This is a genomic window from Polaribacter vadi, from assembly GCF_018861005.1.
Lineage (GTDB): Bacteria > Bacteroidota > Bacteroidia > Flavobacteriales > Flavobacteriaceae > Polaribacter > Polaribacter vadi_A.
On the sequence record NZ_JAHKQL010000016.1, the window covers coordinates 213,553 to 238,908 of the forward strand.

A 25,356-nucleotide genomic window follows, 5' to 3' on the forward strand; every position below is an offset into this window, starting at 1 on the left:
TAATTTCTTTTAACTTAAACTGATATTAGACTTTGGGTTTTCATTAAAAAACTTAAAAAAGCTTTCTGGGTTTTCTAAAACACCTCTTTTAGACACTAATTTAATATCAATATTTCTTTCTTTTGCTTTAAAAAGAAAATCATCTAAAATTTCTATAATATCATTATCCAAATATCTTGTAGCTATTAAGTTTATTTCTAGATAAGTATCTTTTGGTAAACTATCTAATTCTTTTAAAATAGCACCTTTGTTAAAAAAGGTAACTTCTTCTGCAAGAGTCATTTTAATTTTATGTTTTCCATTACTCTTATCTTCAATATGTAAAAAGTGTGAGTTTTGGTAACTCTTTATTAAAATAACAATTATACCAACTAATAAACCTAAACCAATTCCGTATAATAAATCTATAAAAACAATACCTAAAACAGTTATTGTAAATGGTATAAATTGTTTCCATCCAAGATCGTACATTTTTTTAAATAATGCTGGTTTTGCTAATTTAAACCCAACAATAAATAAAATTGCTGCTAAAACAGAAAGAGGAATTTTATTTAAAAGTGTTGGAATTAAAATTACGGAAATTAATAATAAAAGACCATGAATAATCGCTGCTAATTTTGTTCTACCTCCAGATTGTATGTTAGCAGAACTTCTAACAATTACTTGTGTTATTGGCAAACCACCAATAAGACCAGAAATTATATTACCTGTACCTTGAGCAAATAATTCTCTATTTGTTGGTGTTACATTTTTATGCGGATCTAATTTATCTGTAGCTTCTACACACAATAAAGTTTCTAAACTAGCTACTAGAGCAATTGTAAAGGCTGTAACCCAAATTGTAGGATTTGTAATTGCAGAGAAATCTGGAAAATTAAATTGACCTAAAAAGCTGTTAAAATCGTCTGGTACAGGAACAGCAACTAAGTGATCTGCAGAAATATTCATATTACTGTCTTTGGTAAAAATATAGAAGATTATACCCACAGCAACAGCAACTAAAGGTCCTTGTATAATTTGAAAAATCTTTCCTTTTTTAGATAATACATTAGACCATAAAAGTAATATTAACATAGATATTAAAGCAATAACTGTTGCACCAATACTAACATTACCACTAATTAAAGCGTTTATTGCTTTTAATAGTTCTGTTAAGGTGTTTTCACCATCTATTTGCAAAAAGGCAAAATCTCCTTGAGGATCTTTGTCCATACCAAAAAAGTGAGGAATTTGTTTTAAAATGATAATGATTCCAATACCTGTTAACATTCCTTTTATCACTGATGATGGAAAGTAATACCCAATAATTCCGGCTTTTAAAAGACCAAAAATTAATTGAATTACTCCACCTAAAACTACAGCAACTAAAAAACTTTCGTATCCTAAATTTTGTATTGCAGTAAATACGATAGCAGCTAAACCTGCTGCTGGTCCACTAACGCCAATTTTAGAGCCAGAAAGTGCACCTACTATAGTACCACCAATAATTCCAGCAATTAAACCAGAAAATAATGGTGCTCCACTTGCTAGTGCTATACCTAAACATAAAGGTAGTGCTACAAAAAACACTACAATACTTGCAGGTAAGTCATTTTTTAAATATTTAAACATTGTATAATATATTATTTCTAAATTTTATTATTTAGATAGATTTGTTAAAAAAAAGATAATGATGTAATTGTTCTATGAAATTAAAACAATTGTTTTGGTGGTGGAGTATTTACTTCTAAGTATTTAGAAGCATATTTATGAAAAGAAACAATTGTTTTGCTTCTTTTTAAGTAAATTTTTTCTGAAAACGTAGGTTTGTTTTCAAAGGTATTTATCTTAATTTCAAAATCTTTGGTAGCTTCTTCTTTGTTTTCTTCTTCTTCGTTTAAATCAATAAATATAGCAACCTCCTTACTATCATCTATTAAAGAAATAAGAGATGGTGCTATGAGATAGCCTAAAAGAATGGCTGTAAAAAAACATACAATTAAAGATTTCAATGAAATAGCCTTTATTTTTATGCAAGATAGTAAGAAAAATAAAATGTATTGTTAAATAAAGAACAAAATTAGTTGAGTTCTTTTACCTCGTCTGCAATAATCCAACCGAGTTTACCATCTGCTATTTTAATTTTTTTCCAATCATCTATAGCGTCTAAAACCACAACTTTTGTGCCTTCGTGTAAAGTAAAAACTTCTTCAGAATTTAAAGTGGGTGCATTCCTTACCTCTGTTTTTTCAGCAAAAACAATTGCTACTTTATTGTTTTTTGCAAAAGTATATTGATTGTAAGTTATAAAAAAAGAAAATATTAAGAGGATAAAACTCAATGAACTCGTTATAAAATAAAAACGTTTTTTTGATGGAGTTGATGCAAAATAGAAGAACAAAAAGAAAATACCACCTAAAAAAGAAAATATTATTGCAACTATTGCCCATTGATTGTAAGACAGTTTTTGCAAAATATTAATGTTAATTTTCTGAAATACAGTTTTAGGAAGCTCTTCAATATTATCTAAAGCCAATCGTTTTGCAAAAACTAAATTGTTCTGTACATCTTCATTTAAAGGGTTTAAAAGTAAAGCTTTTTCGTAATAATAAATAGATGGTCCAACTTTGTTAAGTTTATAGTAAGCGTTTCCTAAATTATAAAATAATTCAGATGACACTAAACCTTGGTTTTCTATTTTTTTATACAATTCAATAGCTTCTGCTAATTGCTCGTTTTTGTATAATTCGTTTGCGCTTTTAAAAAGTTCTTCTGTGTTTTGAGCAATCACAGAATTGGCAATTATCAATAATAAAAAAAGGATTTTTTTCATCTTATAACTGTTTATCTAATTCAACGATTACTTGTTTAGCTCTTTCAAACTCTTGCTTCATTTCTGTATCTGTTACAGGTGTATAACGTGCAAAATCAGAAGCTTTTAAAACATCTATAAATTGCTTAATAGTTGTTTCATCTATATTTTTTTCTGCTAAAATTTTAGTAATATTTTCTTTACTGATGTCACTGGTTTCAATATTTAACTTTGCTTTTAAATAGTTATGTAAAGCACGCTCTAAAGCTTCATAAAAAGCCTCTTTTTTACCTAACTGCTTTTGAGCTTCTGATAAATATTTTCTAGCTAATTTTTCTGCTTTTCTTAATTTAATTCCAACAACATCACTATTACGCTTTTCGTTGTTTCTGGCTATTAAAATACCAATAGGAATCATTAACAAAGGCAATAAAAGTAAGATGTAAAACAAGTAAGATTTATAAAAATCTTTGGTTTCATTGGTTACAAAATCACTCTGTGTTTGTATGTATCTAAAGTTTTTACCTGTAGAAACTACTGCTTTTTTATTTACAGAATTAGAGTTACTTGTTACTAGTTCTTTGCCTTCTGTAACATCAACATATAAATCATCTGTATTTATTGTTTCGTATTTTTTAGACTTAGGATTAAAATAAGAAAAACCAACACTTGGCAATTTGTATTTACCTTTATATTGTGGTACAACAGTATAGGTGTCAGTTACAGAACCAGATAAACCATCTGTAGCAATTCTTACATTTTCTTTTCTTTCTGGTTGATATTTTTCTAATTCTGAAGGTGTTTCTACAGTTGGTAATTCAAATAATTTAAGGTTTCCTTTACCAGAAACTGCCACTTTTATTTGAGAAGATTCATTTGCTTTTAATACTTCTTTACTTAAAGAAACATCAAAATTAAATTGACCAACAGCGCCAGTAAAATTCTCTGGTTTGCCTTCTAAAGGTAAACTTTTAGGGCTTATTATTTTTTTAGCAGATGCAAATTCTTTTCTTATGTTTTTTGTAATTACGTTTCCAAAAAAATCGGCTCTACCTGTAGGAACTCCAATTACAATATCCATTTTCATTGGATCTAAGGAGAGTTTACCTGTTTTAGTAGGTATTAAAAGCGCTTTTTGAAGTACAATATATCTATAATCTTCGCCATTGTATTTTCCCATTTTTACAGGAAAACCATTTACTTTTATTTCTTGATTCCAAAAACCATTGTATTGAGGTGCTTCTGTTACAGAAGTATCGTAAACACTTACGTTTTCGCTAACATACAATCTGTATTCTACATAAATACCTTCGCCTACATAAGGTCTAGATTTAGATATTTCTGCAACTAAATGAATATTTTGTTGCGCAATATAATCTGGGTCATTTGGGTTTTCTGGTATATCTATTGGGTCTAAAACAATAATTTTCATCATTTTAGAATTAATAGTAGCACCATTGTATTTTATACTTGCTGGGCCAATAATAAGCTCTCCTTTTCTTTTGGGTTTTAAGATGTATGTGTACGATTTAGAAAAACTTACTTTACCATTTACCCATGATTGATTAATAAGGTGGCTAGGCCCTTGAATAACTTTAAAATTGGTAAATTTTGGTGGCGTAAAATCGTCTGCACCTTGTTTATTTACAGAAAATTCTATTCTTAAACGTTGGTTTAACCCTAGTTTGTTTTTACTAACATTTACTTCTAATTCCGTGTTTTGGGCATAGAAAGAAAAGGTTAGTAAGCTAAAAAGTAAGAGTAAAAAGCCCTTTCTAACTCCACCAAAAGCGAAGAAAGTTTTATTTAAAAAAAGCTTCTTAATATAATTTTTATAATTCATAACAGATTCTCAAAAGTATGATTTTTCTTCTCTTTAATTAACAATTAAAGAAAGGTGTTACCAATCTTTTTCTTGTTTTATTTTTTTGCCTTTAGCTTTTTTGGCATTCATTTTCTTTTGTGTCTTTTTTTCCTCGTTGTTTAAGCTTTCTAACAATTGCTTAATTTGTTGAGGAGACATTTTTCCTTGTTGTGGTTTAGGCTTTTGTTGCTGATCTTTTTTATCATCTTTATTAGGATCTTTGTTTTTGTCTTTATCCTTATCTCCTTTACCATCTTTATCCTTGTCGTCTTTATCTTTTTTGTCTTTATCATCATCACCATCCTTCTTATCTTTATCTTTGTTTTTGTCGTCTTTATCCTTATTATCCTTGTCTTTGTTGTCCTTATTGTCTTTATTATCGTCTTTGTTGTCCTGGTTTTGTTTGTCTAACAATTTTTGAGCAACTGCCAAATTATATCGAGTTTCATCATCATTTGGGTTGTTTCTTAACGAGTTTTTATAAGCATCTACTGCTGCCTGATAATTTTTGGTTTCCATCATAGAATTACCTAAATTATGGTAAGCTTCTGCTTTAGAAGATTTATCCTCGGCAGTTTTTGCAGAAAGTTCGTATTGTGGTGCAGCCTCTTTAAAGTTTTTATTTTGATATAAAGCATTTCCTAAATTGTAACTTGCTTTATCGTAACTAGCATTATTACCTAACGCTTTTTGATAGGCAACAGAAGCATCTGTAAATTGTTTTTGTTCGTACAATTTATTGCCTTGTCTTACCATTTTTCTTGCCTTACGTTGCTGGGCAATTGAATCTTTTTGTGCTGTAATTTCTTTTGATGAAAACAGCATTAAGCAAATAACGAGTATGTTTAAAAATATTTTCATTTTAATTATTTTTTTGTTTTTTCATCATTAAATAAATCTACTTTTCTTACCCATTTTGTTTTTTTATCAAACAAGAAAACATCTAAGAGTAAAAACAGTATAGCAATGGCTAAAAACCATTGAAATTGATCTTTATAATCAGAAAACTGTTTTGTTTCAAATTCACTTTTTTGAGCATTGGCAATAATTTCTGTAATCCTTTTTACAGGTTCTTCAGTAATATTACCATCAATATATCTTCCATTAGCGGCATCAGCAATATCTTCTAAAACTTCTGGTGTACGTTTTGTAATTACGGTTTCGCCTTTATTGTCTTTTTTGTAGCCAATCATAGAGCCATTTACACGCATAGGAATTGGCCCTCCTTTTTCAGTACCTACACCAATTGTATAAATCTTTACACCTTCGTTAGACAAATTTTGTGCCACTTGTTTTGTTTCTTCTTGATGGTCTTCTCCATCAGAAATAATAATTAAAAAACGATTGGTTTGTTCATCATTATTATAATAGGTTTTTGCTAATTCTAAAGCTTCATTTATGGCAGTTCCTTGGCTAGAAACCATATCTGGATTTGCGTTCTGCAGAAACATATTTGCTGCTGCATGATCTGTAGTAATTGGTAAAAGCGGATAAGAATTACCTGCATAAATAATTACACCAACTCTATCTGAGCCTAATTGATCTATAATTTTAGAGATTATCTGTTTTGCTTTTTCTAATCTGTTAGGTGCAATATCTTCTGCTAACATACTTTTAGAAACGTCTAAAGCAAAAACAACATCTACACCTTCTCTTTTAACAGTTTTTAGTTTAGATCCCATTTTAGGGTTTACTAATGAAATAACTAGAAAAGCGATACCTAAAATTAGCATTACCAGTTTTAGGGTGTTTTTAAATACTGATGAATTTGGTGCTATTTTCTTTAATAACTCAGTATTAGAAAATTTACGTTGTGTTCTTTTCTTCCACCAAAAAACCAACAAGTAAATAACAATCATTATAGGAATGATTGCTAAGGCATAAAAATAAATTGGTTCTTCTAAACGATACATAAAAGTGTGTAATTGTTGTATTTTGTAACTTTTTTAACTACTTATTTTGCGTTTTTAGATATTTATCAATCTAAATAAAACTCTTAAATAACGTATTTCTTAACAAGAATTCTAAGATTAATAAACCAATTGCTAAAAAGACTAAATCTCTATACATTTCTTGGTAATTATAATATTTAAATTCTTCTATTTTAGTTTTTTCGAGCTTGTCAATTTCGTCATAAATTTCTGCTAATTTATCGTTATTGGTTGCTCTAAAATATTTCCCATTAGTTTCTGATGCAATCTCTTTTAACAGAGCTTCATCAATTTCTACTTGTTGTTTTCTAAAATTCAACTGACCTGTTCTTGGGTCTTTACTCCAAGGAAAATCTGCCATTCCATTTGTACCAATTCCAATAGTATATACTTTTATACCTAATTCTTTGGCTAATTCTGTTGCAGTTCTTGGGTCTATATTTCCTGAATTGTTTACACCATCAGTCAATAAAATAATAATTTTACTTTTGGCTTTACTTTCTTTTAGTCTGTTTACACCAGAACCTAAACCCATTCCTATTGCTGTTCCTCCATCTAATTGGCCCCACTGCAAACGATCTATAGTTCTTTTTACAATACCTTTATCGCTAGTAATTGGTGTTTGTGTAAAGCTTTCTCCTGCATAAACTACAATTCCAATTCTGTCATTAGGTCTTTTATTTACAAAAGTAACTGCTACTTTTTTTAGTGCTTCTAATCTATTTGGTTTTAAATCTCTAGCTAACATACTTGCAGAAACATCAATTGCCATAACAATATCTATACCTTTATTGGTTTTTGTTCTTTTGCTAACAGAAACATTTCTAGGTCTTGCTAGTGCAACTATAATTGCTGCTAAAGCTAACAATCTTAACACATATAAAATTGGTTTTAATTTTGATAAAAGCGACGACTTTGCTTTAAAACCTTTTATGCTAGGCACTGTTAATATTGCAGCATCTTTTTTTCTGGCAAAAAAATACCAAATGGCTAAAAGTGGAATTAACACTAACAACCAAAGAAACTCTGGATTTAAAAATTCAAAATTATTCCAATTCCTCATCTTTGCTTATTGGTTTTGGTTTTAAATTATGTACAACTTCTTCTGCATCTTTTCTATCTTCTTCAATTTCTAAAGCCATAGGCTTAGATTTTGCAAATTTCACTAAATCTGCTTCTTTAAATAATTCTTTAAGTTTTTTAATGTTTTCTTTAGTTGTATTTATGGTATCTGCATCATGAAAATCATTTAATACTTCTATAATTTCATCAGAAGTTTTTTCTAAAGCAGGTACTTTTAATTCACGTTCTATATAACCACGAATAATGTCTGTTAATTCGCTATAATATTGTTTTACTTGATTGTTTTGCCAAAGTAATTTTTCGTCTAACTCATTCAATTTGTACATAGCTTCTTCATAAGGAGCCAATGCAACATAAGTTGGGTCTTCTTCTTCAACTTTTCTTTTTCTGATAACAAACCAGTAAATCCAGAAACCAATAATTAATAAAGCTGCAATTAATAAATAGATGTACAATTTATAATCATCGAAAACTAAAGGTTCTTTTTTAATCGATTTTATTGGATATTTTTTTACAACTGTTGTATCTACAGCAACTGTAGCTACATTTACTAATAGAGAATCTGTTAAATAGGCTTGATTTCTAACAAAAACTTGTTGCTGAGGTATGTAAAATGCACCACTATCAAAACCTGTTAAAACATATTTTTGAATTAACATATAGTTAAGCGTATCTACTTTTGCAGAGTCTATTACCTCTAAACCTTTTAATTGTAGTTTTGGTAGAATTACGTTATCTACATCTTTAACTGTAATTCGTAAATTAAACTGTTCACCAATTCTAATATTAGAAGTTTCTATTTGCGCTTTTACAATTGGGTCTTGGGCAAAGGCAACTGCTGAAATCAACAAAAAAATATGTAAAATGTATTTTCTCATTATCTTCCTTTATGTTTAAAATATCCTAATAATTTTTTCACGTAACTTTCGTCTACTCTTGTGTTTATGGTACCTGCACCACTTTTTCTAAAAGTACTGGTGTAATAATTTGTTAATCGTAAAGCGTTGGCTTTATAATTTGTTCTGATGGTTTTAGAGGATGTGTTTATCAATTGTACTTCTCCAGTTTCTGCATCTAACATTGGTACTACACCTAAATTCGGAATTTCCTCATCGTGTTTGTCATAGACTCTAATTCCTGTTAAATCGTGTTTACTACCTGCAATTTTTGCGCTTTTTTCGTAATCATCATCCATAAAATCAGATAACATAAAAACGATTGCTCTTTTCTTTAAAACACTAGATAAAAACTTTAAAGCAGCATCAATATTTGTTTTTTTACTTTTTGGTTTAAACTCAATTAACTCTCTAATAATTCGTAAAACGTGACTTTTTCCTTTTTTTGGCGGAATAAAAAGTTCTACATCATCAGAAAATAAAACTAAACCTACTTTATCGTTATTTTGAGTTGCAGAAAAAGCAAGTGTTGCAGCAATTTCTGTAATAGTATCTTTTTTAAATTGGGTTGATGTACCAAATAATTCTGACCCAGAAATATCTACCATTAACATCATAGTTAATTCACGTTCTTCTTCAAAAACCTTAACATAAGGTTCATTGTAACGTGCTGTAACATTCCAGTCTATAGTTCTAATATCATCACCAAATTGATATTGGCGTACTTCAGAAAAAGTCATACCTCGTCCTTTGAAAGATGAATGATATTCACCTCCAAAAATATCATTAGACAAGCGTTTTGTCTTAATTTCTATTTTACGAACTTTTTTAAGTATTTCTTTAGTATCCATTTTTGTAAGTATGCAGTTTGCAGTCTTCAGTTTACAATCAAAAAAAATCAGTTTTAAGCAGGTTTTACCTTTTAAAAACGGATTTAACTGAAAATTTCTATGGTACTTCTACTTCGTTTATAATTAAGTTAATTATTTCTACAGAAGTTACATTTTCTGCTTCAGCTTCATAAGTAATACCAATTCTATGACGTAAAACATCAAAAACAACAGCTCTTACATCCTCAGGAATTACATAACCTCTTCTTTTAATAAATGCATAACATTTTGCAGCTTTAGCTAAATTGATACTTCCCCTAGGTGAAGCTCCAAAACTAATTAAGTCTTTTAAATCTGCTAAGTTATATTTCTCTGGATAACGAGTTGCAAAAATAATATCTAAGATATATTTTTCGATTTTCTCATCCATATAAACTTCATTTACAACTTCTCTTGCTCTATTAATTTCTTCAACAGAAATTACAGGATTTACTTTAGCAAAACTACCAGATAAATTCTGACGCATTATAATTTGCTCGTCTAATAATTTAGGGTAATCAATAATTACCTTTAACATAAAACGATCTACTTGTGCTTCTGGTAAAGGGTAAGTACCTTCTTGTTCTACAGGGTTTTGAGTTGCCATTACTAAAAATGGTTCGTCTAATTTAAAGGTAGTATCACCAATTGTGGTTTGGCGTTCTTGCATTGCTTCTAAAAGTGCAGATTGTACTTTTGCTGGTGCTCTGTTAATCTCATCAGCCAAAACAAAATTTGCAAAAATTGGCCCCTTTTTAATTTCGAAGCTATTTTTTTGCATATTGTAAATCATTGTTCCAACAACATCTGCAGGTAATAAATCTGGTGTAAATTGAACTCTACTAAAAGAACCTTGTACTGCTTTAGATAAGGTGTTGATAGCTAGTGTTTTTGCTAAACCAGGTACACCTTCTAATAAAATATGTCCATTACCTAACAAACCAATTAACAAACTTTCTATCATTTGTTTTTGCCCAACAATAACCTTACTCATTTCTAGAGTAAGAATATCTATAAAAGCACTTTCTCTCTCTATTTTCTCGTTAATAGCTCTAACATCTACATCCATTGTGTGTAATAATTTAATATTAAATTTTTCAGATAAACAAAGCTACAATTTTAACAAAATTAATCTGTTAAAACAAGGTTAAAGATAATTCGTTATTTTTTTTTACATTAGAGGTTATTATTAAACGTGATATGAAAAAATTAACTGATAAATATATTTGGAAATCCTTAAAAAAAGGAGATTTAAATGCGTTTTCAGTTCTTTTTGAAAGTTATTATTCAAAACTTTATAATTATGGCTTAAAAATTTCAAAAAACGAGACTCTTACAGAAGATTCTTTACAAGATTTTTTCTTGTATGTTTATGAACATAGAGAGAATTTAAGCGATTTAGAAACTATTGCACCTTACCTTTTTTTATCATATAAACGCTTTTTAATGAGAATGATGAAAAAAAAATCAAGATTTAAATATTCAGATATTTCTAATGAAAATGTTGTTGATTTAGAGTTTACTGCTGATGAATTAATAACAAATCAAGAAATTGTAGCGTTTAATAATGCAAATTTAACGAAGTTATTAAACAACTTGCCTAAAAGACAAAAAGAAGCAATTTATTTAAAGTATTATAGTGGTTTAAAAGCAAGAGAAATATCCGAAATTATGAATATAAATTACCAAAGTGTAGTAAATTTGTTGCATAAAGGTATTAAGAGTTTAAAAGAGGATGTTTCTATTGCAAAATTATTTAACTAGCCTTTAACAGAAATTAAAGAGTATAAAAAAACAAAAGTAGTCTTATTATAATTATGAAGGATATTATGGTTACAATGGATTGTTATTAAGATGACTAAAAGAAAATACAATGATATAAATGATTTTTTAGAAGATGAGTCTTTTGAAAACTGGGTATATCAAAAAAATGGTACAGATATTAACTTTTGGGAATTTTGGATAGCCAATAACCCAGATAAAAGTGATTTAGTAAACTCTGCTAAAGATTTAATTTTGGGTATATCTTTTAAAAATAATAATGTTTCTGAAGAAAAAGTAGCATTAGAATGGCAAAAGTTACAATCTAAAATTAAGGATAAAGAAGCAAAACCTAAGCAAAAAGTTATATTATTAAAAAAATTTAGTGTTGCTGCTACAATCTTAATAATTGTAACAACTGGGTTCTATTTTTTAAATAGAAACTCAAAGATTACACATAAAACTCATTATGGAGAAATTTTAAAAGTAAAACTACAAGATGGTAGTGACGTTACTTTAAACTCCAATTCTAGTTTGTCTTATTATAAAAATGAAAGTAGAAAAGTCTGGTTATCTGGAGAAGCTTTTTTTAAGGTTGATAAAAAGAAAGCTACCAACGCAAAGTTTTGGGTTATAACCCAAGATTTATCTATACAAGTATATGGTACAGCTTTTAATGTAAGTACCAAAAAGAAAAAAACAGATGTTTTTTTAGAAGAAGGCGATATTTGGTTGTCGCTTAAAAATGGTGAGACAAAACAAATGCTTCCAGGTAATTATATTTCTTATTCTGCCAAAGAAAATAGAGTTTTAGAAGATAAGGATATAGATAATTCTTCGCTAAAAACTTCCTGGAAAGATGGTACTTTGCTTTTTGAAAAGTTATCTTTGGAAAAAGCTATGGAAAAAATAGAAGAATCTTATGGCTATTCTGTAGTTTTTAAAGATGATAAAGCTAAAAATACTTTAATTACAGGAGCTGTGCCTTTAACAAATATAGATATTTGTATTGAGGCTATAGAAAAATCGGTAGATGTAACTATTATTAAAAAAGACAATAGTTTAATTATTAGCAAAAAATAGGTGTAACTTTATCTTATTAGATGATAAAAATAAATGTTCATAAAACTCTTTTATCATTTTTATTAATACTATTTATCTGCTTTAAAATAACTGGGCAAAACCAAGAGCAAAAACAAATTCCTTTATCTGTATTACTAAATAAAATTAGTAATAAACATAAAATATTTTTTACTTATAACGTAAACTTACTTTTAAATAAATTCATTTATGAAGAGGGTTTTAAAGATCTTTCTTTAGAACAATCTATTTCTTTATTAGAAAAAATAACTCCATTTGTTATCGATGATTTAGGTAATAACTATTATGTTGTATACTACAAAAAAGATGCAGAAAGTGTAAAGAGTAGAGAAAAAAACAAACTTATTTTAAGAAAAAATGTATCTGTAGATACCATTTATAAAGAGCAAAAAATTAAAGTAAAAGGCATTGTTTTAAGTTCGGATAATACACCACTTACTGGAGCAACTTTGCAAGAAGAGTATTCTTTAGTTGGTATTACTACTAATAAAGACGGAATCTTTGAATTCGATATTCCAAAAAATAATTTAATTAAAGTTAGTTTTTTAGGACACGAATCTAAAAAGCTAACACTTACCGCAAATAAGTTTCATACAATAACATTATTAGCAGGTCAAGAATTAGAAGAGGTGCAGATTGTTGGTTCTAGAAATAAAAATAGAGTAGCAAATGACTCTCCTTTTGCCATAGATTTTATAGATTTAAAAAAAACAGCTTCTAAGAACAGTCAAGTAGAAGTAAATCAATTTTTGCAATATGTAATTCCTTCATTTAATGCAACAAAACAATCTGGTGCAGATGGCGCAGATCATATAGATCCTGCAACCATAAGAGGTTTAGGGCCAGACCAAACCTTGGTTTTAATTAACGGTAAAAGAAGACATCAAGCATCATTAGTAAATTTATATGGTACAAGAGGTAGAGGGAATTCAGGTACAGATTTAAATACAATACCAATTTCTGCAATTAAAAGAATAGAGCTTTTAAGAGATGGAGCATCTGCACAATATGGTTCTGATGCTATTGCAGGTGTTTTAAATATTGTTTTAAAAGATTCAGACAACGAATTAAATGTTGGTTCTACAATTGGTTTTTACAATGCAGATACAGAAAGTATATTGCCAAATAAAACAGATGGATTTCTCTACAAATTAGCCTTAAATTACGGAACAAAAATAAATGAGGGTGGTTTTGTAAATATTACTGCAGAAGCACTTTCTTCTGAAAAAACTTATAGAAAAGGTACAGAAATTAGAGAGAATTATGGGCAAGCAGGTATAAAAAATGTAAGTCTATTTTTTAATTCAGAAATACCAATTCATAATAACGCTAAGTTTTATGCAAATGGCGGTTTTAACTATAAAAATACAGAGGCTTTTGCATTTACACGCAAGGCTAATAGCGAAAGAAATGTGCTCGAAATTTATCCTGATGGATTTAATCCATTAATAACATCACAAATTGTAGATAATTCTTTTTCCTTTGGATTGATTACAAGTTTTAAAGATTGGAATATTGATGCCAACAACACTTTTGGTAGAAACAATTTTCAATATTTTATTAAAAATACTTTAAACGCAACTTTAGTCGAAAACTCCCCAACAGATTTTGATGCTGGTGGTCATCAATTGATGCAAAACACAACAAGTATTGATTTTTCTAAATATTTCCTAAAGGATAAATATGGATTTAATATTGCTTTAGGAGTAGAGCATAGGCTTGATAAATATAAAATATTTGCAGGTGAAGAAGCTTCTTATGAGTCTTATGATATTAATGGAAATTTTATAACCCCAGACACTCAATTTTCAGAATACCAAATGTTTAATGGAGTAATTAGACCTGGTGGTTCTCAAGGTTTTCCTGGTTATGCTATAGAAAATGAAGTAGATAGAGAGCGTTCTAATCTTGGTGTTTATGTAGATACAGAAGTTGATTTTTCTAAAAAATTTATGATTGCTGGTGCTTTACGATATGAGTATTACAGCGATTTTGGAAGTACTTTAAATTATAAACTTGCTTCTAGAATAAAACTAAATAATAAATTTAGTGCAAGAACCTCTTTTAGTACAGGGTTTAGAGCGCCATCTTTAGCTCAAATTTATTACAATTTAACCTTTACAAATTTTATTGGTAATGCAGCAACAGAATCTTTACTAGTTGCAAATAATAGTGCAATTGCTAGAAGGTTTAATATTGATAAATTAAAAGAAGAAAAAGCTAAGAATTTTAGTTTAGGGTTTACATCAAAATTAAGTTCAAATTTTAATATGGCTATAGATGCTTATTATGTGGCAATTAAAGATAGAATTATATTAAGTGGTAATTTTGATGCAAGTATTTTAGGAGGAAATATAGATAATGTTCAATTTTTTGCAAATGGTGTAAACACTAAAACTAAAGGAGTAGATTTAGTTTTAAATTGGCAAAAAAAATTAACAAAAGGATTACTTTCTTTTGATTTTGCTGGTAATATAAATCACATGGTTATTGATGAAATTAATAACAAAATGTTAGCAGAAGAAATTTTCTTTGGGCAAAGAGAACAACAATTTTTATTAGCATCAGCTCCTAAAAATAAATTTAGTTTTGGGGCTAATTATCAACTTAAAAAAATAACTACCGCTTTAAAAATAACCAGATTTAGTGAGGTTAAGCTAATTGATTGGCAAATAACTAATGATTTAGCAGATTACAATAACTCAGTTTCAGAAAGATTAACTGCAGCTACAGATACTTATAAAGCTAAAGTTACTACAGATTTGCATTTAGGATATCAATTAAATAAAGCTTTAAATCTGCAAGCAGGTGCAAATAACTTGTTTAATGTTTATCCAACAGAGCAAGATAATTTTACAGATAGTGGTGGTAAATGGGATGCTACACAAATGGGAGCTAATGGTGCTTTTTATTATTTAAAATTCAATATAAATCTATAAATATTAAATAGTTAATACAGTTTTATTAATTTCTTTAAAAAAAATTAATTTTTTTAGAGTATACTTTTTCTTTTTTTGTCTTCTTAAATAAAACAGCTCTTATCTTGTAATCTACAAATTAGGGGTGTTTAAATTTTATTTAACAATCAAATTACTTATTTATGAAACAAAAGTATCTTTTAAAATTAATGACGATTACTTTTATGTTTATGCTTCCTATTGGATTAATAGCACAAACTATAAAAGGGAAAGTAACTGATGCATCAGGAGGCGTTTTACCTTACATGAATGTATTAGTAAAAGGAACTACAAATGGAACTGTAACAGACGATAATGGAGAGTTTAGCGTTAACGTTAAAAGTTTACCAACAACATTAGTAGTGTCTTCTATGGGGTTTGCAACTAAGGTTGTAAAAGTTACATCAACTAAATACTTAACCATTATTGTTGAAGATGATAATGCTTTAGAAGAAGTTGTTGTAATTGGTTCAAGAAACCCAAATAGAACAGCTGTAGACTCACCTGTGCCTATAGATATTGTAAATGTAAAAGAATTAGCATTGAGTTCACCTCAAGTAAATTTAAATCAAATTTTAAATTTTGTAGCGCCATCTTTCACATCAAATACACAAACAATTTCTGATGGAACAGATCATATAGATCCTGCATCTTTAAGAGGTTTAGGGCCAGATCAAGTATTAGTTTTAATCAATGGAAAAAGAAGACATACTTCTTCTTTAGTAAATGTAAATGGTACTTTTGGTAGAGGTAGTGTAGGTACAGATTTAAATGCTATACCTGCTGCATCAATTAAAAGAATTGAAGTTTTAAGAGATGGTGCTGCTGCACAATATGGTTCTGATGCAATTGCTGGGGTTATAAATATTGTTTTAAATGAAACTGTAAATGAACTTTCTTTAAATGTAACCACAGGTGCTAATTTTAGTAAAAATGCAAACGGACAAACTGGTGGTGTAGATGGTGAAACTATTAATATTAGTGCAAATTATGGTTTACCTATTGGCGAAAATGGAGGTTTTATAAACTTTACTGGAGATTTTGATTTTAGAGAAGATTACAGTAGAATGAAAGAATGGGAAGGAGATATTTTTAACCTTTACAATACTGTAGAAAGATTTGCTAGTAATGATGGTTATGATTTATCTCAATTATTAGACGATGATGTAAGTGATGTAATTCAGTATGCAAATGCAGCTGGTATTAATTTAAATGGAGCTTCTACAAAAGCAGACTTACAAACAGTTTTATCTGCAGATAATACTACTGCAGAATTAGCAGCAAGGGGTTTAGAGCGTAAAGATTTTAACATGAGAGTAGGGCAATCTAAAGTTCGTGGAGGTAGATTTTTTGCCAACTTTAAATTACCTTTAGATGATAATGGAACTGAAATCTATTCTTTTGCTGGTTTAGGTTCTAGAGATGGTAACTCAGCTGGTTTTTACAGATTACCAAACCAAAGTAGAACATATACACCTGCTTATATTAATGGGTTTTTACCAGAAATTAATTCTACAATTACAGATAAGTCTTTAGCTGTAGGTATTAAAGGTAAAATCGGTGAATGGAATGTAGATTTTTCGAATACTTTTGGTAAAAATTCATTCGATTATATTATTGGTAACACTTATAATGCATCTATGGGTAACTCTTCTCCAACAACTTTTGATGCAGGTGGATTTGCTTTCTCTCAAAACACAGTAAATTTAGATTTAAATAAATTTTTCGAAAATACGTTTGAAGGTTTAGGTGTTGCTTTTGGTGCTGAGTATAGATTAGAAAACTACGAAATTATTGCTGGTGAAACAGCTTCTTACTCACAATATACAGCTAATGGTGAAGCTATAACAACTTCTACACAAGTACCTTTAACAGACTTCTTTGGAGCAAGTAGACCTGGTGGTTCTCAAGTATTTCCTGGTTTTAGTCCAAGTAACGAGTTAAATAGAGGTAGAAATAGTGTTGCAGGTTATGTAGATTTAGATGCTACTTTATCTGAGCAATTTTCTTTAACTGCAGCTACTCGTTTTGAAAATTATTCAGATTTTGGATCTACAGTTAATTTTAAGTTGGCATCAATTTATAAAGTTTCTGATAATTTTAGAATTAGAGCTTCTTTTAATACAGGTTTTAGAGCGCCATCTTTACATCAATTAAATTATAATGCAACTTCTACTATTTTCGATCAAAATGGAGATCCGCAAGAAGTTGGTACTTTTGCTAATGATAGTAGAGCAGCAAAATTATTGGGTATCCCTCAGTTAAAAGAAGAAACATCTAGTAGTTTTAGTGCAGGTTTTACTGCTAAATTACCAGAGTCAAATATTACATTTACTCTAGATGGTTATGTTGTTAATATAGATGATAGAGTTGTTTATACAGGGCAATTTCAAGGTCCAGGAACAGGAACAGAATTAGATAATCTTTTAGCGCAAGCAAATGCTTCTGCAGCATCTTTCTTTGCAAACGCAATAGATACTCAGTCTAAAGGTTTAGATTTTGTAATTACACATAAAGCTGATATTGGTTCAAACTCTAGATTAACATCAGATTTATCTGCTACTTTATCTAAAACAGAGCAAGTTGGTGATATAAAATCTTCTGAAGTTTTAAAGAATGCAGGTTTAGAAAGCACTTATTTTCCTGAAGATAGTAGAGTTTATTTAGAAGAAGCTGTACCTAGAACTAAATTTAACTTAACAAATAACTTTACTTCTGGTAAATTTAATATCTTTTTAAGAAATGTATATTTTGGTGAGGTAACAGAAGCTACAACAGTTGTTGCAAATCAACAAGTATTTAGTTCTAAAGTGGTTACTGATTTGTCTTTTGGTTATAAAGCGTCAGAAGATTTAACTTTAACTATTGGTGCAAATAACTTGTTAGATGTTTATCCAGATATGGCAGATGCTGCTTATGGTAACAGAAGTTCTGGACGTTTTGATTGGTCTAGAAGAGCACAACAATTTGGTATTAGTGGTAGATTTTTATTTGCTAGACTAAGTTTTAACTTAAAATAATTACAAATTTTTTTATAAAAAAGGCGACTATTTATATAGTCGTCTTTTTTTATTTTTGATATTTTAATAATTTAAATTCGTTACTGAATTCGCCGTAAGTAAAGTAGTTAATCCAATCTCCAAGATTAATGTATTTACTATTTTCATTTAGTTGAATTTCTAATGGCAAATGTCTGTGACCAAAAACAAAATAATCGTAATGATTTGTTTCTAACTTGCGTTTGCAATATTGTACTAACCATTCTTTTTCTTCACCCAAAAATTTAAAGTCTTCATCTCCAGAAATCATTTTGTTTTTAACAGACATAAATTGACCTAGTTTTACACCTAAATCTGGGTGTAACCATTTAAACATCCATTTAAATAAAGGAAACGTAAACACTTTTTTCATTCGTTTAAAACCTTTGTCTCCTGGACCTAAACCATCACCATGACCAATAAATACTTTTTTATTGTTGATTAAAAAAATTTGTGGTTTATGATAAACAGGTATGTTTAGTTCTTTTTCAAAATAGTCGTTCATCCAAAGATCATGATTGCCTGCAAAAAAATAAATAGGTATTCCAGAATCTCTAATTTCTGCTAATTTCCCTAAAACTCTAACAAATCCTTTAGGAACTACAGTGTCGTATTCGAACCAAAAATCGAACAAATCACCAACTAAAAAAATGGCTTCTGCATCTTCTTTTATCAAGTTTAACCAAGCTACAAATTTCTTTTCGCGAGGAAAACTTTTTTCAGGAGTAGGAGCACCTAAATGTTGGTCTGAAGCAAAATAGACTTTCTTATTTTTAGTAGTGTTAATTTTAATCATCTTTGCAAAGAAAAGCTATTCCTCTTTACTTTCCAACTCCAAAACTTTTTGTAGCATTTTGTCATCTTTATGTATAATTCTATAAAAACCAACATCACCAAAAAGTACATTTGCAATAGATGCGTTTAAGTATTTTTTTAAGCTTGTTTTGGTTTTAAAAGAAGGATTTGCTCTGTCTTTTATTTTTGATAAATAAGTATCAAAAACAACATCGTTTGTATCAAAACCCTCAGAAAAAGTATCAATTGTCCATTTTGATAATAAAGTTCTGTTATTATCAACATAATCAAAAGCAAAATTATTTACAGTGTTGTAATAGAAATTAGACATATAAGAAGTAGTATCTATGGCCACAAAAACATCAGGAATTATACCTCCACCACCATAAACTATTTTACCTTTTGGTGTTTTAAATTGTAAAGAATCAATTACTTTAATACTGTCTTTACTTAATAATTCTCCGTTTGCAATTCTATTTTGATAATCTTTTCTGTAATCTTTATCACCATTTTTAGCATATGGTTTTTGTATAGAACGTCCAGTAGGTGTATAATATCTTGCAGTTGTTAAACGTACAGCAGAGCCATCACCTAAATCCATTTCTATTTGCACTAAGCCTTTACCAAAAGATCTACGACCTATAATTGTACCTTTGTCATTGTCTTGCAAAGCACCAGCCACAATTTCTGAAGCAGAAGCTGAGTTTTCATCAATTAAAACATATAAGCCACCTTTTTCAAAAGAACCAATTGAGGTTGCAAAAAACTCATCAATTTGTTCTTTGTTGTTTTTAGTGAAGACCATTAGTTTGTCATCTTCTAAAAACTCATCAATAATTCTGTTAGCAATATCTATAAAACCACCACCATTTCCACGTAGATCTAAAACGAGATCTGTCATTCCATCATCAATTAAACTATTAAGTGATGATTTAAATTCTCTGTACGTATTTCTAGCAAAACGATCTAATTTTATATAACCAATAGAATCGTTTATCATATAAGCTAAATCTACACTTTTAATATTTACTTTTCCGCGAGTAATATCTACTGTAAATAAAGAATCGTTGCTTTTTCTATAAATTTGAAGTGCTACTTTGGTTTCTGGTTTCCCTTTTAAGTATTTTGGTACAATACCTGTTTTAAAATTTTTACCATATAAAGTATCATTATCTGCCATTAAAATTCTGTCTCCAGCTTTTATACCAGCTTTTATACTTGGCCCTCCTTTAATGGGTTGTACTACTGTAATAGAGTCTTTTATCATTCTAAACTGAACTCCAATACCAACAAAATTACCTTGCATATTTTCTATGTTGGCTTGCTGGTTTTCTTTTGGTATGTATATAGAATGTGGATCTAATTTACCCAACATTTGTGTAATTGCTCCATCTAAAAGATCTTCTGTATTTACATCATCTACATAATCTTGTTCAATAAAATTAATAAGTTTTTTAATTTTTTGTTCTTGCGATTGGTTTTTAGAGAGCGATAATAAATTGTCTGAATTTCCTCCGAAAAACACGCCAATTAAAATGCCTAAAACCACTGCAATTGCAAAATATATAGGTAAATTATTTTTATTCATAAGGTAAGTACTTAATTTCTACACCAGCTTTTTCTAAAAATTCTAATCCTGCTGGGTCTTTGTATGCATTTGCATAAACAACTCTTTTAATTCCTGCTTGATGTATCAGTTTGCTGCAATCTGTACAAGGAGACAAAGTTATGTATAAAGTAGCATTTTTTGCAGATTGTGTAGAGGATGCTACTTTTAAAATAGCATTTGCTTCCGCGTGTAAAACTTCCCATTTAGTTTTTCCTTCTCCATCTTCGCAGCAATTATCAAAACCAGTTGGGGTTCCGTTAAAACCATCAGAAATAATCATTCTTTCTTTTACAATTAAAGCACCAACTTGTTTTCTTTTACAATGGGATAGTTTCCCCCATTCACGAGCCATCTTTAAATAGGCCATATCGTATTTTAGTTGCTTCTTTTCATTCATAAAAAACGAAATTAAAAAGATTTAAAGGATTAAGCCGTTAATAATTAGACAATTTTTTTACCAAAACACTCTGTCTACCATCATTTGTATAGCAAAACCAATTACAATCGATGAACAGACTAAAATCCAATCTCTTTTATCTACTTTTAATGGATGTTGAAATATAGTTCCTAGAATTAAAATACCTAAAACTATAATTATTTGTGCAACTTCAATTCCGAAAGCAAATTCAACTAAAGGCATAAGTTTATTTTCTTCTTGACCAATCATCATTCTAAAATAATTAGAAAACCCTAAACCGTGAATTAATCCAAAAAATAAAGCAAAAATTAAGTTTGTATTGTTTTTTTTAGAGGATGAATTCTTAGAATTTAAAATATTTACAAAACCTGTAATAAAAATGGTTAATGGAATTAAAAACTCTATTAATTCTATACTGATGTTTACTATTTTATAAGCAGATAACGCTAGTGTTATTGAGTGTCCAAGTGTAAATAATGTAACTAACCAAATTACTTTTTTTATTTCGTAATAAGTAAAAACTACAGCTAAAACAATTAAAAATATAATATGATCGTAAGCAGAGAAGTCTAAAACGTGATTTAGACCCATTTTAAAGTAAAGAATAAAATCTTCCATTTTTAAAATTTGAATTAATGAAAACCAAAGATATTAAAAACTGTAAGCGAATTAAATCAAAATTTAAGTTAAACCTTATAGGTTTTGTTAAAATTTAAAGAAAACAAAAAAACCGTAACAAATAAATGTTACGGTTCTTGTACTGAAGATGGGACTTGAACCCATACGAGCATTACTGCTCACTGGATTTTAAGTCCAGCGTGTCTACCAATTCCACCACTTCAGCATGAAATTTTATAAAAGGTTTAGAGCGAAAGACGGGATTTGAACCCGCGACCCTCACCTTGGCAAGGTGATGCTCTACCCCTGAGCTACTTTCGCAGTCTTGTTTTTTAAAGAACATAAACTCTAAATTATTAGAGCGGTGCAAATATAGTAAGTTTTATAGATCTGGCAAATACTTTTTCATTTTTTTTATAATTTATTTTAGAAATGTAGGTTTTCTCTTTTTCACTTAGTTTTTATGAGGTCGATTTTCAATTTAATGTTAGTTTTACATCAATTAAAATTATATATTTAAATTTGATACTTGATTTTAAAAAAATATATTATGAAATTATATCCTTTAAAATTTGCACCACTTTACAAGTATAGAATTTGGGGTGGAGAAAAACTAAAAACGGAATTAAATAAAAATTATACAGAAGAGAATATTGGTGAGTCTTGGGAAATTTCTGATGTTTCTGGTGATGAAACTGTTGTTGCTAAAGGTGATTTAGAAGGTAAATCTCTGAGAGATTTAACAAATGAATTCAAAGGTGATTTTGTTGGTAATGCAGTTTATGAAAAATTCGGGGAAGAATTCCCGCTATTAATAAAGTTTATAGATGCTAAAACGCCTTTATCTATTCAGGTGCATCCTAATAATGAAGTTGCTAAAGAACGCCATAACTCATTTGGTAAAAATGAAATGTGGTACGTAATGCAAGCTGATGAAGATGCTGAGCTAATTGTTGGTTTTGATGAAAAAATAGATGCAGAAGGTTATAAATCGCATTTAGCGAATAATACTATTTTAGAAGTAATGCATCATGAAATTGTAAATAAAGGTGATACTTTTTACATACCAACAGGTCGTGTGCATGCAATTGGAGCTGGAGTTTTGTTAGCCGAAATTCAGCAGACCTCTAATATTACGTATCGTATTTATGATTATGATAGAGTAGATGCTAAAACTGGAGAAAAAAGAGAGTTGCATAGTGATATGGCTATGGATGTTTTAGATTATGAAGTTCATGAGAATTATAAAACAGAGTACAATTTAGAAAAAAATGTTTCGAATAAATTGGTGTATTCTCCATATTTTAGAACAAATATTTTAGATATTAATACCACAATAGATAAAGATTACTCAGAAATAGATTCTTTTGTAATTTATATGTGTGTAGAGGGTTCTGTGGATTTAATTTCTGAAGAAAAAACTTACACGATTAATACTGGTGAAACTTTATTGTTGCCAGCTGCTATAAAAACGATTCAGTTAAAAGCAGAAAACGCTAAAGTTTTAGAAGTTTATTATTAATAAATTTAAATACTTTTTCGTGCTTTTTATTGAGTTTGATAAGCGCGTTAAGGATTGAAGCATTTGTTTAAGCTCTTTTTGTTTTGCTGAATTTTTATTCAGCAAAACAAAAAAGCGAGTGCTGAAAGCCTGACTTTAATGCAGCTTGCTTGCTGCATAAAGTAACGCCCAAAATATTTTTTTAAGCAACGTTTATTACTTCTTGTATTTCTGGAGCGTACTTTTTAATAGTGGCTTCTACACCATTTTTTAAGGTCATTTGATTTACAGAACATCCTGTGCAAGCGCCTTCTAATTGTACTTTTACAATGGCGTCTTCTATAGAAAGTAACTTTATGTTACCACCATCGCTTATTAAAAAAGGACGAATTTCATCTAAAGCCTTTTCTACATTATTATGTGTTTCTTGTGCTGTCATAAATCTAGTTTTTTACTGAACTGCAACCACTCATTGTTGTAATTCTAACAACTTCTGTTGGTGGTAAATTTGCATTTCTTTTTAATAATTGAGCTACCATTTCTTTGGTAATATCGCTAAATGATTTTTCTAAAACAGTATCTTCTTGTAAAGCTACTGGATGCCCAACATCTCCAGCTTCACGAATACTTTGTACTAAAGGTATTTCTCCTAAAAAGGTTGTATTTATATCTTCTGCAAGGTTTTTTGCACCATCTTTACCAAAGATATAATATTTATTGTTAGGTAATTCTTCTGGCGTAAAATATGCCATATTTTCTATGATTCCTAAAACAGGAACTTTTATGCTGTCTTGCTGAAACATTGCAACTCCTTTTTTAGCATCTGCCAATGCAATGTTTTGTGGTGTAGAAACTACAACAGCTCCATTAATTGGTAAGGCTTGTACAATAGACAAATGTACATCTCCTGTTCCTGGAGGTAAATCTATTAAAAGAAAATCTAATTCGCCCCAAGCAGCATCAAAAATTAATTGTTTTAAAGCTTTAGATGCCATTGGTCCTCTCCAAATTACAGCCTGATCTGGATTTGTAAAAAAACCTAAAGACAATAATTTAACTCCATAATTTTCAATTGGTTTCATTTTAGAACGACCATCTACATTTACAGAAAGTGGTTTCTCTTTTTCTACATCGAACATAATATGTTGCGATGGCCCATAAACATCTGCATCTAAAACACCAACACTAAAGCCCATTTTAGCTAAAGAAACTGCTAAATTAGAGGTTACTGTAGATTTACCAACACCTCCTTTACCAGAAGCAATTGCAATAATGTTTTTAATATTTGGTATTTCTTTACCACGAATTAAATTCGGGTCTTCTTTTGGCGCAGTTTTCTCTACTTTTAAATTGATTTTTACGTCAATTTTTTCATCAACATTAGTTTTAATGGCTTTGGTAATTTCAGCTTCAACTTTCTTTTTTGCTTGTAAAGTTGGGTTGCTAATGGTAACATCTACATTTACTTCATCACCAAAAATAACAACATTTTTTACATTGTTATTTTCTATTAAACTTTTACCCTCTCCAGGAGCTGTAATTGTTTCTAATGCGTTGTATATATCTTGTTTTTTAAAACTCATTTCTTCGCTTTTGGCTTATAACTAAAGTTATAAGTAACTTTTAGTTTTTACTTAGTCTACCATACAAAGATACGCCTTACAAATTATAAAATAAAGTAAATAAATTATGTTTGTCTATGGATTGATAGGTTGCTATTATAAAGTAAATAGTATAAAAAGAGATGATCTGTTTTTTGCACCTAATTTCCTGATTTTTGAAAAATTAGGATAAATGTTCTGAAGGATTCCAAAAAACTTTTTCTAAATCTTGAATTTGATTATCAATTACAACAATGCCTTCGTTTTCTAATAATTGTTGCATTAAGTTTGTACCATCAAAATGATGTTTGCCTGTTAATAATCCTTTTTTGTTTACTACTCTGTGTGCAGGAACATCTTCTAAATTATGGGCTTTATTCATAGCCCAACCAACCATTCTTGCAGATCTTGCTGCTCCTAAATAAATGGCAATAGCTCCATAGCTTGTAACTCTACCAAAAGGAATTTTTCGAGCAACTGTATACACTTTTTCAAAAAAATTATCTGACTCTTTTATCATAAT

22 protein-coding genes and 2 tRNA genes are annotated in these 25,356 nt (G+C 29.2%); 5 read left to right on the top strand and 19 right to left on the bottom strand.

The window, feature by feature from the left end:
• Positions 1 to 9: 9 nt before the first annotated feature.
• The 10 genes from KO506_RS09205 to KO506_RS09250 form a co-directional block, all read right to left on the bottom strand.
• Positions 10 to 1,611 carry a SulP family inorganic anion transporter gene (locus KO506_RS09205; RefSeq protein ID WP_215994613.1) on the bottom strand — a complete coding sequence of 534 codons (1,602 nt, stop codon included), beginning with the start codon at positions 1,609 to 1,611 and terminating at the stop codon, positions 10 to 12.
• 80 nt (positions 1,612 to 1,691) lie between these two features.
• Positions 1,692 to 1,991, bottom strand: a complete 300-nt coding sequence (locus tag KO506_RS09210; RefSeq protein WP_215994614.1) for a hypothetical protein — start codon at positions 1,989 to 1,991, stop codon at positions 1,692 to 1,694.
• 68 nt (positions 1,992 to 2,059) lie between these two features.
• Positions 2,060 to 2,812 (bottom strand): SH3 domain-containing protein, encoded by a 753-nt coding sequence (locus tag KO506_RS09215; RefSeq protein ID WP_215994615.1) that lies wholly within the window; start codon positions 2,810 to 2,812, stop codon positions 2,060 to 2,062.
• Position 2,813: 1 nt separating this feature from the next.
• The gene (locus KO506_RS09220; protein WP_215994616.1) at positions 2,814 to 4,634 is read right to left on the bottom strand and encodes a BatD family protein; all 1,821 of its coding nucleotides are present in this window, start codon (positions 4,632 to 4,634) and stop codon (positions 2,814 to 2,816) included.
• 57 nt (positions 4,635 to 4,691) lie between these two features.
• On the bottom strand, positions 4,692 to 5,516 hold the full coding sequence (locus KO506_RS09225; protein ID WP_252726828.1) for a tetratricopeptide repeat protein: 825 nt from the start codon (positions 5,514 to 5,516) through the stop codon (positions 4,692 to 4,694).
• A gap of 5 nt (positions 5,517 to 5,521) precedes the next feature.
• Positions 5,522 to 6,568: a vWA domain-containing protein gene (locus tag KO506_RS09230; protein ID WP_215994617.1), complete on the bottom strand. Its 1,047-nt coding sequence runs from the start codon at positions 6,566 to 6,568 to the stop codon at positions 5,522 to 5,524.
• Positions 6,569 to 6,638: 70 nt separating this feature from the next.
• Positions 6,639 to 7,649 carry a vWA domain-containing protein gene (locus KO506_RS09235; protein WP_215994618.1) on the bottom strand — a complete coding sequence of 337 codons (1,011 nt, stop codon included), beginning with the start codon at positions 7,647 to 7,649 and terminating at the stop codon, positions 6,639 to 6,641.
• Complete coding sequence (locus tag KO506_RS09240; protein ID WP_215994619.1) at positions 7,633 to 8,547, bottom strand: BatD family protein; 915 nt, start codon at positions 8,545 to 8,547, stop codon at positions 7,633 to 7,635. Before KO506_RS09240 ends, KO506_RS09235 begins: the two co-directional genes overlap by 17 nt.
• Positions 8,547 to 9,416, bottom strand: coding sequence for a DUF58 domain-containing protein (locus KO506_RS09245; RefSeq protein ID WP_215994620.1), 870 nt, complete (start codon positions 9,414 to 9,416; stop codon positions 8,547 to 8,549). Before KO506_RS09245 ends, KO506_RS09240 begins: the two co-directional genes overlap by 1 nt.
• Positions 9,417 to 9,513: 97 nt before the next feature.
• On the bottom strand, positions 9,514 to 10,503 hold the full coding sequence (locus KO506_RS09250; RefSeq protein WP_215994621.1) for an AAA family ATPase: 990 nt from the start codon (positions 10,501 to 10,503) through the stop codon (positions 9,514 to 9,516).
• Positions 10,504 to 10,634: 131 nt separating this feature from the next.
• Between KO506_RS09250 and KO506_RS09255 the strand changes: the two genes are divergently transcribed.
• From KO506_RS09255 to KO506_RS09270, 4 genes are all read left to right on the top strand, one after another.
• Complete coding sequence (locus KO506_RS09255; protein WP_215994622.1) at positions 10,635 to 11,198, top strand: RNA polymerase sigma factor; 564 nt, start codon at positions 10,635 to 10,637, stop codon at positions 11,196 to 11,198.
• A 90-nt stretch (positions 11,199 to 11,288) separates the two neighbouring features.
• Positions 11,289 to 12,278 carry a FecR family protein gene (locus KO506_RS09260; protein ID WP_215994623.1) on the top strand — a complete coding sequence of 330 codons (990 nt, stop codon included), beginning with the start codon at positions 11,289 to 11,291 and terminating at the stop codon, positions 12,276 to 12,278.
• A 20-nt stretch (positions 12,279 to 12,298) separates the two neighbouring features.
• On the top strand, positions 12,299 to 15,235 hold the full coding sequence (locus KO506_RS09265) for a TonB-dependent receptor (protein ID WP_215994624.1): 2,937 nt from the start codon (positions 12,299 to 12,301) through the stop codon (positions 15,233 to 15,235).
• 161 nt (positions 15,236 to 15,396) lie between these two features.
• Positions 15,397 to 18,273 (top strand): TonB-dependent receptor, encoded by a 2,877-nt coding sequence (locus tag KO506_RS09270; protein WP_215994625.1) that lies wholly within the window; start codon positions 15,397 to 15,399, stop codon positions 18,271 to 18,273.
• A 49-nt stretch (positions 18,274 to 18,322) separates the two neighbouring features.
• On the opposite strand, the gene KO506_RS09275 is transcribed toward KO506_RS09270, so the two are convergent.
• The 6 genes from KO506_RS09275 to KO506_RS09300 all read right to left on the bottom strand — a co-directional run bounded on the left by KO506_RS09275 (position 18,323) and on the right by KO506_RS09300 (position 22,052).
• Positions 18,323 to 19,087, bottom strand: coding sequence for a UDP-2,3-diacylglucosamine diphosphatase (locus KO506_RS09275; RefSeq protein ID WP_215994626.1), 765 nt, complete (start codon positions 19,085 to 19,087; stop codon positions 18,323 to 18,325).
• A gap of 15 nt (positions 19,088 to 19,102) precedes the next feature.
• The gene (locus KO506_RS09280; protein WP_215994627.1) at positions 19,103 to 20,674 is read right to left on the bottom strand and encodes a S41 family peptidase; all 1,572 of its coding nucleotides are present in this window, start codon (positions 20,672 to 20,674) and stop codon (positions 19,103 to 19,105) included.
• Complete coding sequence (locus tag KO506_RS09285) at positions 20,667 to 21,092, bottom strand: deoxycytidylate deaminase (RefSeq protein WP_215994628.1); 426 nt, start codon at positions 21,090 to 21,092, stop codon at positions 20,667 to 20,669. Before KO506_RS09285 ends, KO506_RS09280 begins: the two co-directional genes overlap by 8 nt.
• Positions 21,093 to 21,149: 57 nt before the next feature.
• On the bottom strand, positions 21,150 to 21,731 hold the full coding sequence (locus KO506_RS09290) for a HupE/UreJ family protein (RefSeq protein ID WP_215994629.1): 582 nt from the start codon (positions 21,729 to 21,731) through the stop codon (positions 21,150 to 21,152).
• 140 nt (positions 21,732 to 21,871) lie between these two features.
• Positions 21,872 to 21,957 (bottom strand) — tRNA-Leu (locus KO506_RS09295).
• 23 nt (positions 21,958 to 21,980) lie between these two features.
• Positions 21,981 to 22,052: transfer RNA gene (locus KO506_RS09300), tRNA-Gly, on the bottom strand.
• A 229-nt stretch (positions 22,053 to 22,281) separates the two neighbouring features.
• On the opposite strand from KO506_RS09300, the gene KO506_RS09305 reads away from it, so the two are divergent.
• A complete protein-coding gene (locus KO506_RS09305) occupies positions 22,282 to 23,253 on the top strand; it encodes a type I phosphomannose isomerase catalytic subunit (protein ID WP_215994630.1) in 972 nt (323 codons plus the stop codon).
• A 181-nt stretch (positions 23,254 to 23,434) separates the two neighbouring features.
• Here the strand turns inward: KO506_RS09305 and KO506_RS09310 are convergent, their stop codons facing one another.
• From KO506_RS09310 to KO506_RS09320, 3 genes are all read right to left on the bottom strand, one after another.
• Positions 23,435 to 23,671 carry a NifU family protein gene (locus tag KO506_RS09310; protein ID WP_215994631.1) on the bottom strand — a complete coding sequence of 79 codons (237 nt, stop codon included), beginning with the start codon at positions 23,669 to 23,671 and terminating at the stop codon, positions 23,435 to 23,437.
• Between the two features lie 4 nt (positions 23,672 to 23,675).
• Positions 23,676 to 24,815, bottom strand: coding sequence for an Mrp/NBP35 family ATP-binding protein (locus KO506_RS09315; protein ID WP_215994632.1), 1,140 nt, complete (start codon positions 24,813 to 24,815; stop codon positions 23,676 to 23,678).
• Positions 24,816 to 25,017: 202 nt separating this feature from the next.
• Entirely contained in the window at positions 25,018 to 25,353 is a 336-nt protein-coding gene (locus KO506_RS09320) for an MGMT family protein (protein WP_215994633.1), read from the bottom strand.
• Positions 25,354 to 25,356 lie beyond the last annotated feature (3 nt).